This is a genomic window from Streptomyces sp. NPDC016851, assembly GCF_055562795.1.
The window spans coordinates 32,227-45,287 of the sequence record NZ_JBVHEP010000010.1 but is presented as its reverse complement, the minus strand read 5'-3'; the positions used below and the strand labels follow the sequence as shown (position 1 = coordinate 45,287).

Below are 13,061 nucleotides of genomic sequence, written 5' to 3'. Positions count from 1 at the left end.
CTCTTCAGTTCGATGCCCCTACGGCTCCGGCCAGTTCGGTCAGGTCCGCCAGCATCCGCGCGGCGTCGGGTTCCCGTCCGGTGAACAGGCGGAACGCGTCGGCGGCCTGGAAGGCGGCCATGCCGCCGCCGTCGAGGGTGGCGCAGCCCAGCGCGCGGGCGGTGCGCAGCAGTTCGGTCTCCAGCGGGCGGTAGACGACCTCGGCGACCCACAGCCGGGGGTGGAGCAGTTCGGCGGGCAGCGGCAAGCCGGGGTGGGCCGCCATGCCGGTGGGCGTGGCGTGGACGATGCCGTCGGCCTGCGCGAGCAGCCGCGCCTGCCGGTCCGGGGCCGCGGCGGCGGCACGGTCCGGGCCGAAGGCACGATTCAGGGAGTCGGCCAGGGCGGAGGCCCGTTCGGGCAGGGCGTCGACGACGGTGACGCGCTCGGCGCCGAGGGTGAGCAGGGCGTGCGCGACGGCCGCGCCCGCGCCGCCGGCGCCCAGCTGCACGATGCGCTCCAGCGGCGCGTCGGGCAGCCCGCGCGCGAAGGACGCGGCGAAGCCGGTGACGTCCGTGTTGTGGCCGACGGCCCGGCCGTCCTCGAAGACGACGGTGTTCACCGCGCCCAGCGCCTCGGCCTGCGGCGCGAGCGCGTCCAGGTGCTCGATGACGAGCTGCTTGCAGGGGTGCGTGATGTTGAGCCCGTCGAACCCCAGGTCGCGGGCGGCCCGCACCAGATCGCCCACGGCCTCGGGCTCCACCCCGAGCGGGTCGATGTCGATCAGCCGGTACAGCAGGCGCAGGCCCTGCCGGTCGCCCTCCCCCTCGTGGAGTGCCGGGCTGAGCGACGGGCCGATACCGGAACCGATCAGTCCGACGAGATACGAGTCCTTGGGCACACGGGCCTCCCGAGCGGCTCACTAATGTACGAACTAGTACGTTAGCTATATCAGCCGAGCTCGACCACGGGAAGGCCCCGGTGGGATCCGGCCCCTGCTCCTAGAATCACCGGCACCGGCCCCTCCGCCCGAAGGAACCTGATGACCAGCGTCGAAGAACCGGCCCGTCCCGGCGAGCGCGAGCGCGTCCGTGACGCCACCCGCACCCAGGCCGAGATCCTCGACGTCGCCACGCAGGAGTTCGCCCGGGCCGGCTACGACGGGGCCCGCGTGGACGAGATCGCCGCCCGCACCCGCACCACGAAGCGGATGATCTACTACTACTTCGGCGGCAAGGAACAGCTGTTCACGGCCGTGCTGGAACGGGCCTACGGCGTGATCCGGGAGGCCGAGCAGCAGCTCGACGTCGAGCACCTGGACCCGGTGGCGGCCATCCGGCGCCTGGCCGAGGTGACCTTCGACCACCACGAGCAGCACCCGGACTTCATCCGCCTGGTCAGCATCGAGAACATCCACGAGGCGCAGCACATCGCCGCTTCCGAGAAGCTGGCGAGGATCGGCTCCCCCGCCCTGGACGTGATCCGCCGCATCCTGGAGGAAGGCCGCAGGTCAGGGCTGTTCACGGCGGAGGTCGACGCCGTCGACCTGCATGCGATGATCTCCTCCTTCTGCTTCTTCCGGGTCTCCAACCGGCACACCTTCGGCGCGCTGTTCGGCCGCGACCTGGTCGACCCGGCACAGCGCGCGCACTACCGCGCGATGCTGGGCGACATGGTGATCGCCTATCTGACGGCGGAGCGCGCGGCGGACTGACCGTCCGGCACCGAAGGCCCGCCGCGCGACCCCTTGACACCGACGGCACACCGGCGCAGCATCCCTAGCCACCGCCTACTAACTATCCAGTGGGTTAATTAGAGCCGCGATCCGGCACTTCCCCCTTCGCTCGTCCTTGCTCGTCCTTCGCTCGTCCTTCTGTTCACTCCGCCTAGGGTGGAGCCGCCAAAGGAGCCGCCGTGTCCGTCCCCGCCACGCCCCCAGGGGCCGCCGCCCCGCCCGGTCAGCCCAGGAAAGCAGCGACCGCCGCCTGGATCGGCAGCGCGCTGGAGTACTACGACTTCTTCATCTACGGCAGCGCCGCCGCGCTGATCTTCCCCGAGGTGTTCTTCGACGAGTCGGACCCGGCCACCGCGACCCTGCTGTCGCTGGCCACGTTCGGCGTCGCGTACGCCGCCCGCCCGGTCGGCGCGCTGGTCCTCGGCCACTTCGGCGACAAGCTCGGCCGCAAGAAGATCATGGTCTTCACGCTGATGCTGATGGGCCTGTCGACGTTCCTGATCGGCTGCCTGCCGACCCGGGACCAGGTCGGCACGCTCGCCCCGGTCCTGCTCGTGCTGTGCCGGGTGCTCCAGGGCATCTCGGCGGCGGGCGAACAGGCCAGCGCCAATTCCATGACGCTGGAACACGCTCCGCCGGGCCGGCGCGGCTTCTTCACCAGCTTCACCCTCAGCGGCACGCAGGGCGGCCAGCTGCTGGCCACGCTGGTCTTCATCCCGGTCGCCGCGATGCCCGAGGACCAGTTGCTGTCCTGGGGCTGGCGGGTGCCGTTCTGGCTGAGCGTCGCGGTCGCCGTCGTCGGCTACGTCATCCGCCGCAAGCTGGACGAGACGCCGGCCTTCGCCCAGCAGGCCGCTGAGCAGGGTGTCGTCAAAATGCCGCTGGTGGTGCTGCTGCGCGAGCACTGGGCGGACGTGCTGCGGGTGATCGGGGGCGCGCTCATCGCCTCGGTCAGCACCATCTTCACGGTGTGGGCGCTGGCGTACGCCACGAGCGACGCGGTCGGCATGTCGCGCACCGCCATGCTGTGGGTGGGCGCCCTGGCCAACCTCGTCGCACTCGCCGCGATCCCGCTGTGGGCCACCCTGTCCGACCGGATCGGCCGCCGCCCGGTGTTCCTGATCGGCGCGGCCGGCAGCGCGGTGACGATGTTCCTGTACCTGTGGGCCGTCTCCACGGGCTCCTACCCGCTGACGTTCGTGCTGGGCATCCTCTGCTTCGGCGTGGTCTACAGCGCCGCGAACGGCGTGTGGCCCGCCTTCTACGGCGAGATGTTCACGACCCGAGTCCGGCTGTCCGGCGTGGCCATCGGCACGCAGATCGGCTTCGCGGCGGCCGGCTTCGCGGTGACGTTCGCCGCGCGGATCGCGGGGCCGGGCGGCGACGACTGGTCGGCGGTGGCCCTGTTCACGGCGGCCCTGTGCGTGCCGCCGGTCATCGCCGCGCTGTCGGCCCGCGAGACGCACCGGGTTCCGACGGAGGGTCTGGGCGTACGCCCGGCCCGGGCGACCACGGAGCCGGAGAAGGTGACGGCCTGAGCCACTCCCCGCCGGGTCCTCTCGGGCCCGGCGGGGTCCCGTCAGCTGTTGGACCAGGCCCGGCGGCACAGCACCAGGCGATAGCCGTCGGGGTCCTCGAGGGTGACGCCCCACTCGTTCCAGTAGGGGTTGGGGGATTCGACCCGCTTGCCGCCGTGCCGCTCCAAGCGGGCGATCAGCTCGTCCGGGACCGGGTCGTCGGCGTAGACGACCAGCAGGTCCTCCTCGGTGGGGCGGGGCTCCACCGGCCGGGCGGACTCGTACACGAGCTCCAGATGCCAGTCGGCGTCGGGCCAGCCGAGCATCAGCAGGTCGTGGTGGCCCGGTTCGGATCCGCCCTCGGACCGCCACACGACACTCAGCCCGAGCCCCTCGCGCCAGAACCGCTCGGCCGCCGCGAGGTCGCGGGAGGGGCGGGCGATCCGGATGTGACTGCGACCGTTCACGGGCATGGCGACCTCTTCTCGTGGCGTCCTGGTCTGCGGCGGTGATCCGCCTCGCAGCCTAGGAAGCCTGCCGCCGCCTGACATCGGCCATCGGCCCTGCGTCCCGGAACCTAGGCCTTGGCGTGCGCGAGCCGGTTCAGGTTGCCGTTCCTGTGTGCTGTTGCCGCTCCTGCGTGATGTTGCCGTTCCCACGTGATGTTGCCGTTCCTACGTGATCACGCATGGTTCCTGCACGAGGATGGGGTCTGAGGCGGTCCGGTCGGGGTATGCCGGATCTCACCTCGACGAGCGCGACGGAGGATGAGCGATGGCACAGCTGCGGCAAGAGGCCGACCCGGGTGAGGCCGGGCTGGATCTAAAGGCGCTGAGCCGCCTGGACCGGCACTTCGCCGGTCTCGTCGACGAGGGCCGGCTGCCGGGCTTCCTCGTGTCCGTCGCCCGCGGCGGACGCGTCGCCCACCTCACGACGCACGGCCTGCGCGACCTCGCGGCCGGGCGCCCCGTCGAGCCGGACACGCTGTGGCGGGTCTACTCCATGACGAAACCGGTCACCGCGGTCGCCGCGCTGCTGCTGGTGGAGGAGGGCCGGCTGTCACTGGACGACCCGGTCGCCGACCACCTGCCGGCCTTCGCGAACCCCCGGGTCTACGTCGAGGGCTCGGGCGCCGATGTCAGAACCCGCCCGGCCACCGGCCCCATACTCGTCCGGCACCTGATGACCCACACCTCGGGCCTGACCTTCGGCTTCTACCACGCCCACCCGGTGGACGCCCTGTACCGCGAGGCCGGCCTGGAGTCGTCGGTGCGGCCGGGCGCGGACCTGGCCGAGACGATCGAGCTGTACGCGAGTCTGCCGTTGCAGTTCGAGCCGGGCACGCAGTGGAACTACTCGGTGGCGAGCAACGTCCTGGGCCGGGTCGTCGAGGTCGTGTCGGGGCAGCCGCTCGACGTGTTCTGCGCCGAGCGGGTCTTCGGCCCGCTCGGCATGACGGACGCGGGGTTCCACGTCACGGACGAGCAGGCGCCCCGGCTGTCCGAGATGTACGGGGAGAAGGAGGGCGGCGGCATCGAGCGGATCGCCGGGCTGCCGCTGCGCGGCGGCCGGCCGCGGTTCCTGTCCGGCAGCGGCGGCATGGTGGCCTCCGCCCACGACTACCACCGCTTCATGGAGATGCTGCGCCGCCGGGGCGAGCTCGACGGCGTCCGGCTGCTCGCCCCTGAGACGGTGGACCTGATGACCCGCAACCACCTGCCCGGCGACGCCGATCTGCGTGCCTTCGGCAGCCGCCCGGCCCACGACGAGCCCGGCAACGACGGGGTCGGCTTCGGGCTCAACGTCTCCGTGGTGATCGACCCGTCCCGCACCCAGGCGCCCTCCGGCCTCGGCGCCTACGGCTGGAGCGGCGTGGCCACGACGACGTTCTGGGTCGACCCGGGCCGCGACCTGACGGTGCAGTTCATGACACAGGTGCGGCCCAGGACCTCGCACACGGTCTTCCGGGACCTCAAGAAGTTCATCCACGAGGCCGTGTCGGGCTGACCCCCGCTACTGGTCGACGCGGAGTGTGAACTCGACGCCGTCCCGGGCGAGTTCGCTCAGCCACTGTTCGGACCGGGCCGCTGTCCCGGCGGCCCGGTTCAGGCCCGGCGGGAGGGAGCCGTCCAGGACGTGGCGGACGCCCAGGGCGAGGGTGCGCGAGACGCAGCGGGCCATCGCGCTCTCCCGCGCGTCGCCCACCAGGTCCAGGAGGTAGCCGCCCGCCCAGGCCTGCCCGGTCCCGGCCCGCACGTCCAGCGACACGGCGAGGACGACCCGGTCACGGTCGTCGTCCGTGGTGGGGTACGCTGCGGCCAACTCCTGGGCCAGGGCGGTGATCCGCGCGTCGTCGCCCCGCTTCAGCTCCTCGAAGACGCCGTCCCAGGCGCGCAGCCAGCCCTCCAGGCGCAGGGTGCCGCGGACGAACGTGCGCGGTGTCCAGGCGTCCGGCAGTCCGTACTGTGCGACGAAGGGGACACTGTCGCGGTTGGGGTAGACCTCGAAGGTCTCCCCGTCGACGACGTGCCGCCGGGTCGCCTCCCACGGGCGGCCGGCCACCGTCTCGGCGCCGCCCTCGATGTAACGGGCCGGGGAACGCAGGGCGTTGAGGACCCCCGCCGGTGCCCAGCTGAACCGGTACGTGAAGTCGTTCGGGACGGCGGGGACGCCACCGCAGTACGAGGTGAGGCTGTACGAGGCGGGCGTCTCGTCCCCGACGGCCTCCCGCGCGCGGGCGACGAGGGCGTGGGCGAAGAGATGGTCGATGCCCGGGTCGAGCCCGGCCTCGGTCAGGACGACGACCCCGGCCTTCTCCGCGGTGGGCACCTGGTCGAGGACCGCCTGGGACACATAGCTGGAGCAGGCGAAGTGCGCGCCGAGCCGGACGCACTCGGCGAGCAGCGGCGCGTGTTCCGTGGCGGGCAGCATGGACACCACGACGTCACCGGGCGCCAGTTCGGCGGCGAGGGCGGGCAGCGTGTACGCGCGGGGCTCGGCGCGGCCGGCGAGGCCCAGCCGGTCGAGGGCGTCGGCCGCGCGGCTCTCGGTGCGGTGCCAGAGCCGTACGCGCTCGGCGGTGTCGCACAGGGCGGCCAGACCGCTGCCCGTGGACAGGCCGGCGCCGATCCAGTGGACGGTGCCGCTCGCGGGGACCGGGTCAGTGGTCACGGGTCTCCCCCTGGTCGAGGCCGTGTTCGCGGCATGCCTGACGGAACCGGTCCAGGCAGCGTCCCCAGGGACCGGTGACGCCGAAGTCGAGCAGGTGGGGCAGGAGGGCGGCGGAGAAGTCGGCGCTGGACTCCAGCGGCAGCAGGGAGGGCAGGTTGTCGATGGCGATCAGGTCGAGCGGCGGGTCCTCGCGCAGCCGGCGGACCGGCTCGTCCCAGTCGGTGGTCTCGTCGTACACCGGAAGGACGTTGAGCGGGGAGCCGACGTCGCACGTGACGTCGCACAGGGTGCGCAGGCGGCGGCCTGGGGTGTCGAGGTCCTGCTCGCGGAGGAAGGGCGGGACCGGGCTGGTGGCGAGCACCGCGTTCACCATCACGTCGTGCTCCAGCAGGGCGCGGCGGTCCAGGTCGCGGGTCTCGGCGAGGTCCCAGCAGGTCGGGTCCGCACCGGCGGAGGCGAAGGCCATCCGGGCGCCGCGGCCGCTGCGTCCCAGGGCGCCGATGACGAGGCCGGTGAACTCGGCGTCGTCATCGGCGGGCTTCAGCGTCTCGTCCAGGGCCGCCTTCGTCGTGGGCGTCAGCGGTGCCCGCAGCCGGTCGCGGTGCTGGAGCACGGCGAGGGCCGCGCCCAGGTAGCCGGCCCAGAACCCGAAGGCGGCGAGGCGCCGCCCGGTGTCGTCGACCAGGTACTCCAGGTCGAACAGCGCCCCGCCCCCGGCGGCGAACCGGCGCAGCAGGCCGGCCGCCCCGGGCTGGCCCTTGTAGGCGTGGCCGAAGAAGATGTGCCGGTGCGTCAGCTCGGCCGGTTCCTCGGGCAGTTCCTTCAGGCCGAGCACGACGGCGTCCGGCGGGGCCGACACCCAGGAGCCGGCGGGCGCGACACGGCAGCCGGCCGCCTCGTACTCCTCGGTCGGGAAGACCCGCTGCGGGGAGTCCTCGACGGTCAGTGCCACTCCGTGCTCGACGAGTCGCCGGGCGTCGTCGGGCACGACCGGCGTGCGCCGCTCGGTGGTTCGGGCCTCGTGGCGCAGCCACAGCTGGAGCTCGGTCATACCAGGTGGGCCTCCGGACGTGAGGCGCCGGCCGTGAGGGCCGGCGCTCAAGGGACGGACGTCCCCGCAGCGTACGCGGCCCGCCCGCGGGTCGCGCACGAATGCGCCCAGGTCACGTCGAGGGGCTCCGGATCCGCCCCGGCCTCTCAGGAGGAGCTGACCACCGCGTCGAGGTGGGGCAGGTGGTGGTCGAGGCGCTCCCGCTTGGTCCGCAGATAGGTGATGTTGTTCTCGCACGGCGGGATCAGCAGGGGCACCTGCTCGGCGACCTCGATGCCGTGGTTCACCAGCGCCTCGCGCTTGCGCGGGTTGTTGGACATCAGGCGCACGGAGTTGACGCCCAGGTCGTCGAGGATCCGGGCGGCCACACCGTAGTCACGGGCGTCCACCGGCAGACCGAGGGCGAGGTTGGCCTCGACGGTGTCCAGACCCTCCGCCTGGAGGGCCATCGCGCGCAGCTTGGCGAGCAGGCCGATGCCACGGCCTTCATGCCCTCTGAGGTAGACCACGACACCGGCGCCCTCGGCGACGACCGCGCGCAGGGCGGCGTCGAGCTGGTCGCCGCACTCGCAGTGCTGCGAGCCGAAGGCGTCACCGGTCAGGCACTCCGAGTGCAGCCGGATGAGCACGTCGTCGGTGCCGAGGTCGCCGTAGACCAGCGCGACCTGTTCGTCACCGCGGTCGTGGTCCAGGTAGCCGACCGCCTGGAATTTCCCGTACACGGTGGGCAAGGGCGCATTCACGACGCGTTCCACGCCGGTCCGCTGCGGTGACTTCTTGCCGAGTACGCCAATTTTTTCTGTCATGATTCTCGAGTTCCTAAGCAGAGACGAAAGGCCGTGACGTTATGAGTGACTTGGTGCCGGCGGACACCACGGAAGACGTACGGACGCGGGGCTCCGGTGTCTCACGGCAGGTCGCGGTGCTTCCCGTGGGCAGCTTCGAGCAGCACGGTCCGTATCTTCCGCTGGCGACCGACACGCTCGTCGCCTGTGCCGTCGCGCGGGAGATAGCCGGCGCGTACCCGGTGCACCTCCTTCCTCCGGTGACGATCTCGTGCTCGCACGAGCACGCGGCCTGGCCGGGGACCGTGAGCATCTCCTCGGTGACCCTTCATGCGGTGGTACGGGACATAGCGGCTTCGCTCCGCCGGTCCGGTGTCGACGCCCTGGTGGTGGTCAACGGGCACGGCGGAAACTACGTACTGGGCAACGTCGTTCAGGAATCCTCCGCCCGCGGCGAGCGGATGGCGCTGTTCCCGGCTCCGGAGGACTGGGAGGCGGCGCGGGAGCGGGCGGGTGTGGTCGCCTCGCTGCTCACCGACATGCACGCGGGGGAAATAGAGACCTCCATCCTTCTGCACGCTCATCCCGAAATGCTCCGACCCGGTTATGAGACTTCCGATTTCGTCGCTGACGACCGGCGTCATCTGCTCACCCTCGGCATGTCCGGTTATACCGATTCCGGTGTCATCGGCCGTCCTTCACTGGGTTCGGCGGAAAAGGGGAAGGAACTCCTGGCGAGCCTGGCGGATTCCTTCGGGGCGTATTTCTCGCTGCTGACCTCCGACGGGTAGTCGGACACGGTCGCGGGACCGGGTCCGGGTCCGGGGGCCGGTGAGGCGGACCGGGATCCGGCCCGCAGGCCCGCGTACCAGCGGGCGACCAGCACGATCAGGCCGGGCAGGCTCGCCACGAGGCTGAGCACCCCGTAGACGACCGCGACGGCGAGTCCCCGGCCGGCGCCCAGGCCGGCGGCGCCGAACGCCCAGGCGGTGACGCCCTCCCTCGGTCCCCAGCCGCCGACGTTCAGCGGCAGGCCCATGGCCAGCAGCGCGAGGACCGCGAGCGGCACCAGGACGGCCACGGAGGCGGCGGCCCCGGCGACGTGGGCCGCGAGGACGAACATGGCGACGTAGCCTGCCAGGACGACCACCGAGGAGACGACGACTCCTGGCCCGTTGCGGCGGGACAGCAGCCCTTCGCGGGCCTCGGTGAGCATGGCGCGCAGCGCCCGGCCCCGTCGGGAGGGCGCCGGGCGGTTCATGCGCAGGGCGAGGACGACGGCGACCGCGCCGAGAGCGGCCAGGACCGCGAGCGGGGCGATGTGCCGGGCCTGGGACAGCACCGGGGACGGCATGGTCAGCAGGACCACGGCTCCCAGGGCGAACAACGCGATCTGTCCGGCGGCCCGTTCGAGGACGACGGCCTTCACGCCCCGCCGCACGTCCCCCTCGCTCTGCCCGTGCCGCACCGCCCGGTGCACGTCGCCGAGCACACCGCCGGGCAGCGCCGCGTTCAGGAACAGCGCCCGGTAGTAGTCGGCGACGGCCGGACCGAACGGCAGCCGGATCCTGAGGCTGCGGGCGACGAGCGCCCAGCGCCAGGCGCTGAACACGGTGGTGACGAGCCCGATCCCGAGCGCCAGCAGCACCGACACGGTGTCGATCCGGGCCAGCCCGTCCAGGAAGACGCCGGTGCCGAGCCGCCAGAGGAGTACGCCGAGGATGACGACCCCGGCGAGGGTGCCGAGGTGCGTACGGACCTTGGGGGAGCCGAGGCGTGCCAGGGCGGTACGGATCGGGCGACGACGGGGCGACGAGGCGGCGTCGGCCGCGTTGCCGCAGGGGGTGGCCGACTCGGTCGGCGGAGCCGAGTCACCGCCGGTTTCCGGCAGCCACTCCGCGTCGACGGGCGACGGCCGCTCGCACACGGCCGTCAGCGCGCCCTGCGGCACCTGCGTCGTTCCCGTCGCCTGGGGGCTCATGACGCTCCGCCCGCCGGGCGGTTCAGGGCCAGGAGGTCGGTGTGGTGGACGGTGACGCGCAACTGGCCGGCGGCGCAGGCGGCCAGGCGCTCGGCCAGGTAGGCGTCGGCGCGGGCGCGCAGCTCGGGGCGCTGCTCGACGGCGGCGCCGACCCAGCCGCGCAGCCACTGCTCGGTGAGCGCGGCCTGCTCGGGGCCGAGCCGCCAGGGGCTCGGATGCAGCCGCACCGTCGCGCCGTGCTCGGAGAACGCCTCGGTCGCCGCCGTCACCGCGTCGGGACCGAGCAGACCGTCACGGCGCTGGTGGTCGTTGAACGCCTGGGCGATCTCCGAGTCCAGCGGGTGGGACGGCGTCAGTTCCACCCGGCCGGCGACGGACAGCGTGAGCAGGGCGGGGCAGCCGGCTCCCGCGCAGGCGGCGGCGAGGGCGTCGATCTCCTCGCGGGTGAGGACGTCCAGCAGTGCGGACGCCGTCACCAGGGAGGCGCCGTGCAGGGCGTCCGCGGTGAGGCGGGCGACGTCACCGCGCCGCGTCTCCACGGTGACCCGGCTGCCGTCGGCCGCGGAGCGCGGGGAGGCGACGGCGGCGAAGTGCAGCAGATAGGGGTCGCGGTCGTGCAGGATCCAGTGCTGCGCGCCGTCCAGGCAGGGGGCGAGCCAGCGGCCCATCGAGCCGGTACCGCACCCGAGGTCGTGGATGACGACCCCGCCGGACTTGCCGGGCAGGTTGGCGAGCCGGATCCGCAAGGGGTCGAGCAGATCGTGCGCCCGCGCCGCGGCATCGGCCGGCTCCCGCAACTCCAGCCACTCGGGCGCGTAACGGGGCGGATCGTCCGGATCGGCCTCACGCAGCTTCACGGTGGGCCGCGCCCCGGGACTCACACTGGGCCCGGCACCCGGGATGACCACGTCCGCGGCCTGCCCCGGCCCGGACCGGCCGCTGAGGGCCGAGCCCGCAGGCACGGCGTCCGCCGGCCGGGCGGCCTGCCCAGCGGAGCCCACACCCGGGGCCGCCGCGCCCGCCGACCAGGCGGACGGCCCGCCGGGGCCCACGCCCGGGAGCACCGCATCCGCCGACCGGGCCGACGGGTCGGGCCCGGGCTTCCCGTTCGGGCCCGCGCCCGGAATCACGCCACTCATCGTCTCGGCAGCCTCCCTCGGTCCGGGCTGGGCCGGGATCGTCCCGTTCTGCTGGGTCGTCACCGGGTTCGTCATGCGGCCCTCCGGGGGTCGGTCGGGAGCCGGCGCAGTACCGCCGCCAGGCTCTGTGCGGTCGTCGCCCAGCCGCCGAGGGCGGCGCGGCGGCTGCGGGCGGCGCCCTTGAGGCGACGGCGCACGTCCGCCTCGCCGAACCAGCAGCGCAGTTCCGCGGCGATGGCGGCCGGGTTCTCCGGCGGGACGAGGATGCCGGGCACGCCGCCGTCGGGGGCGCGGCCGACCGCCTCGGGGAGTCCGCCGACGTCCGTGGCCATGACCGGGATGCCGCGCGCCAGGGCCTCGGTCACGGCCATGCCGTACGTCTCGGCGTAGGAGGTGAGGACCATCAGGTCGGCGGTGGCGTAACTGGCGTCGAGTGCGGCGCCCGTCTGCGCTCCCGCCAGCTCCAGCCGGTCCTGAAGACCGTGCTCGGCGATGAGGGACCGCAGGTGGGCGACGTACTCCGGGTCCTGGGTGAGACTGCCGACGCACACACAGCTCCACGGCAGGTCGGCCACCGAGGCCAGTGCCTCCACCAGCCGGTGCTGTCCCTTGCGCGGGGTCACGGCGGCCACGCACAGCAGCCGTGAGACACCGTCGGTGCCGGGCGCGAGCGGCGCGATGTCGGCGCCGGGGGCGGCGACGTGCACCCGCTCGGGGGGAAGGCCGTGGTGGGCGACCAGACGGCGGACCGCCCAGTCGCTGGTGGCGACCACCGCCGGCACCGCCCGCAGCACCGCCCGCTCCTTGGCGTCGAGTTCCGCGGCCACGGCCGGGTCGAGCCCGGTCTCGTCGCCGAGCGGGAGGTGGACGAGGACGACCATGCGCAACCGTTCCGCCTCCGGCACGACGATCTCCGGGACGCCGCAGGCGACCAGCCCGTCGAGCAGGACGACGGCACCGTCGGGCAGGCCGCTCAGGGCGCGGGCGAGTTCCGTACGGGCCGCCGCCCCCGGCCGGGGCCAGTCACCGGCCACGGCGTGCTTGGTGACCTGCCAGCCGAAGCCGGGCAGGTCCAGGCACACGCGCCGGTCGTAGGCGTTGCCGCCGCTCGGCGTTGCCGGGTCGTCGACGCCGCCCGGCAGCACGAAGTGCACGGTGCGCAGGGACATGGGGATGATCTCGGCGTTCTTCAGAGTGGCGTGCTGCACGGGAACATAATTCAGCCGCGCGGGCGCCGGTCCGCTCTGCCCGGGCCGTTCGATCGTCGTGTCGGTCACAGCGCACGCTCGTAACTCGCCCACGCGATGTGCGACTCGTGCAGGGTGACGGTCAGGCCCGCGATGCCCTTGGCGCCCTCGCCCAGCGCGCCCTTGTGGATGCGCTCGGCGAGCCGGTCGGCGATGACCTTGGCGAGGAACTCCGTGGAGGTGTTGACACCGGCGAAGTCGGGCTCGTTGTCGAGGTTGCGGTAGTTCAGCTCGCTGACCACCGCCCCCAGTTCCTGGGTCGCCAGGCCGATGTCGACGACGATGTTGTCCTCGTCCAGCTGTTCGCGCCGGAACGTGGCGTCCACGAGGAACGTGGCCCCGTGCAGGCGCTGCGCCGGTCCGAAGACCTCGCCGCGGAAGCTGTGGGCGATCATGATGTGATCGCGGACGGTGATGCTGAACAACGGACGACCCTCCAGGTGCGGCGCGTCTGCT

12 protein-coding genes and 1 pseudogene are annotated in these 13,061 nt (G+C 72.9%); 4 read left to right on the top strand and 9 right to left on the bottom strand.

Annotation, left to right across the window (positions count from 1 at the left end):
* Positions 1-4: 4 nt before the first annotated feature.
* The gene (locus tag ACZ3I3_RS17675) at positions 5-880 is read right to left on the bottom strand and encodes a shikimate dehydrogenase (protein ID WP_467366027.1); all 876 of its coding nucleotides are present in this window, start codon (positions 878-880) and stop codon (positions 5-7) included.
* 141 nt (positions 881-1,021) lie between these two features.
* Here ACZ3I3_RS17675 and ACZ3I3_RS17670 point away from each other — a divergent pair, with 141 nt between their 5' ends.
* Both ACZ3I3_RS17670 and ACZ3I3_RS17665 read left to right on the top strand, forming a co-directional pair.
* Complete coding sequence (locus ACZ3I3_RS17670) at positions 1,022-1,693, top strand: TetR/AcrR family transcriptional regulator (protein WP_467366025.1); 672 nt, start codon at positions 1,022-1,024, stop codon at positions 1,691-1,693.
* 200 nt (positions 1,694-1,893) lie between these two features.
* Positions 1,894-3,252 carry an MFS transporter gene (locus ACZ3I3_RS17665; protein ID WP_467366023.1) on the top strand — a complete coding sequence of 453 codons (1,359 nt, stop codon included), beginning with the start codon at positions 1,894-1,896 and terminating at the stop codon, positions 3,250-3,252.
* A gap of 41 nt (positions 3,253-3,293) precedes the next feature.
* On the opposite strand, the gene ACZ3I3_RS17660 is transcribed toward ACZ3I3_RS17665, so the two are convergent.
* Positions 3,294-3,704, bottom strand: coding sequence for a VOC family protein (locus ACZ3I3_RS17660; protein WP_467366021.1), 411 nt, complete (start codon positions 3,702-3,704; stop codon positions 3,294-3,296).
* Positions 3,705-4,005: 301 nt separating this feature from the next.
* On the opposite strand from ACZ3I3_RS17660, the gene ACZ3I3_RS17655 reads away from it, so the two are divergent.
* Positions 4,006-5,238 carry a serine hydrolase domain-containing protein gene (locus ACZ3I3_RS17655; protein WP_467366019.1) on the top strand — a complete coding sequence of 411 codons (1,233 nt, stop codon included), beginning with the start codon at positions 4,006-4,008 and terminating at the stop codon, positions 5,236-5,238.
* Between the two features lie 6 nt (positions 5,239-5,244).
* Here the strand turns inward: ACZ3I3_RS17655 and ACZ3I3_RS17650 are convergent, their stop codons facing one another.
* The 3 genes from ACZ3I3_RS17650 to ribA form a co-directional block, all read right to left on the bottom strand.
* Positions 5,245-6,402 carry a saccharopine dehydrogenase family protein gene (locus tag ACZ3I3_RS17650; protein ID WP_467366017.1) on the bottom strand — a complete coding sequence of 386 codons (1,158 nt, stop codon included), beginning with the start codon at positions 6,400-6,402 and terminating at the stop codon, positions 5,245-5,247.
* Positions 6,392-7,453 carry a saccharopine dehydrogenase gene (locus ACZ3I3_RS17645; protein WP_467366015.1) on the bottom strand — a complete coding sequence of 354 codons (1,062 nt, stop codon included), beginning with the start codon at positions 7,451-7,453 and terminating at the stop codon, positions 6,392-6,394. Before ACZ3I3_RS17645 ends, ACZ3I3_RS17650 begins: the two co-directional genes overlap by 11 nt.
* Before the next feature lie 146 nt (positions 7,454-7,599).
* Positions 7,600-8,259: a GTP cyclohydrolase II gene (gene ribA / locus ACZ3I3_RS17640; RefSeq protein WP_467366013.1), complete on the bottom strand. Its 660-nt coding sequence runs from the start codon at positions 8,257-8,259 to the stop codon at positions 7,600-7,602.
* Between the two features lie 41 nt (positions 8,260-8,300).
* On the opposite strand from ribA, the gene ACZ3I3_RS17635 reads away from it, so the two are divergent.
* The gene (locus tag ACZ3I3_RS17635; RefSeq protein ID WP_467366011.1) at positions 8,301-9,029 is read left to right on the top strand and encodes a creatininase family protein; all 729 of its coding nucleotides are present in this window, start codon (positions 8,301-8,303) and stop codon (positions 9,027-9,029) included.
* Between the two features lie 164 nt (positions 9,030-9,193).
* Here ACZ3I3_RS17635 and ACZ3I3_RS17630 read toward each other — a convergent pair.
* The 4 genes and pseudogenes from ACZ3I3_RS17630 to ACZ3I3_RS17615 all read right to left on the bottom strand — a co-directional run.
* A pseudogene (locus ACZ3I3_RS17630) lies at positions 9,194-10,219 on the bottom strand (lysylphosphatidylglycerol synthase transmembrane domain-containing protein); the annotation flags it as partial.
* Positions 10,216-11,433 (bottom strand): class I SAM-dependent methyltransferase, encoded by a 1,218-nt coding sequence (locus ACZ3I3_RS17625; RefSeq protein ID WP_467366009.1) that lies wholly within the window; start codon positions 11,431-11,433, stop codon positions 10,216-10,218. The gene ACZ3I3_RS17625 and the pseudogene ACZ3I3_RS17630, both read right to left, overlap by 4 nt.
* On the bottom strand, positions 11,430-12,635 hold the full coding sequence (locus tag ACZ3I3_RS17620) for a glycosyltransferase family 4 protein (RefSeq protein ID WP_467366007.1): 1,206 nt from the start codon (positions 12,633-12,635) through the stop codon (positions 11,430-11,432). Before ACZ3I3_RS17620 ends, ACZ3I3_RS17625 begins: the two co-directional genes overlap by 4 nt.
* Entirely contained in the window at positions 12,632-13,030 is a 399-nt protein-coding gene (locus ACZ3I3_RS17615) for a 6-pyruvoyl trahydropterin synthase family protein (RefSeq protein ID WP_010043117.1), read from the bottom strand. Before ACZ3I3_RS17615 ends, ACZ3I3_RS17620 begins: the two co-directional genes overlap by 4 nt.
* Between the last annotated feature and the right edge of the window lie 31 nt (positions 13,031-13,061).

What these genes read in the sequence shown, in the direction of transcription:
- ACZ3I3_RS17670 (WP_467366025.1), top strand. Translation starts at nt 1,022, where the DNA reads ATGACCAGCGTCGAAGAACCGGCCCGTCCCGGCGAGCGCGAGCGCGTC.
- ACZ3I3_RS17660 (WP_467366021.1), bottom strand. Translation starts at nt 3,704, where the DNA reads ATGCCCGTGAACGGTCGCAGTCACATCCGGATCGCCCGCCCCTCCCGC.
- ACZ3I3_RS17655 (WP_467366019.1), top strand. Translation starts at nt 4,006, where the DNA reads ATGGCACAGCTGCGGCAAGAGGCCGACCCGGGTGAGGCCGGGCTGGAT.
- ACZ3I3_RS17645 (WP_467366015.1), bottom strand. Translation starts at nt 7,453, where the DNA reads ATGACCGAGCTCCAGCTGTGGCTGCGCCACGAGGCCCGAACCACCGAG.
- ribA (WP_467366013.1), bottom strand. Translation starts at nt 8,259, where the DNA reads ATGACAGAAAAAATTGGCGTACTCGGCAAGAAGTCACCGCAGCGGACC.
- ACZ3I3_RS17635 (WP_467366011.1), top strand. Translation starts at nt 8,301, where the DNA reads ATGAGTGACTTGGTGCCGGCGGACACCACGGAAGACGTACGGACGCGG.
- ACZ3I3_RS17625 (WP_467366009.1), bottom strand. Translation starts at nt 11,433, where the DNA reads ATGACGAACCCGGTGACGACCCAGCAGAACGGGACGATCCCGGCCCAG.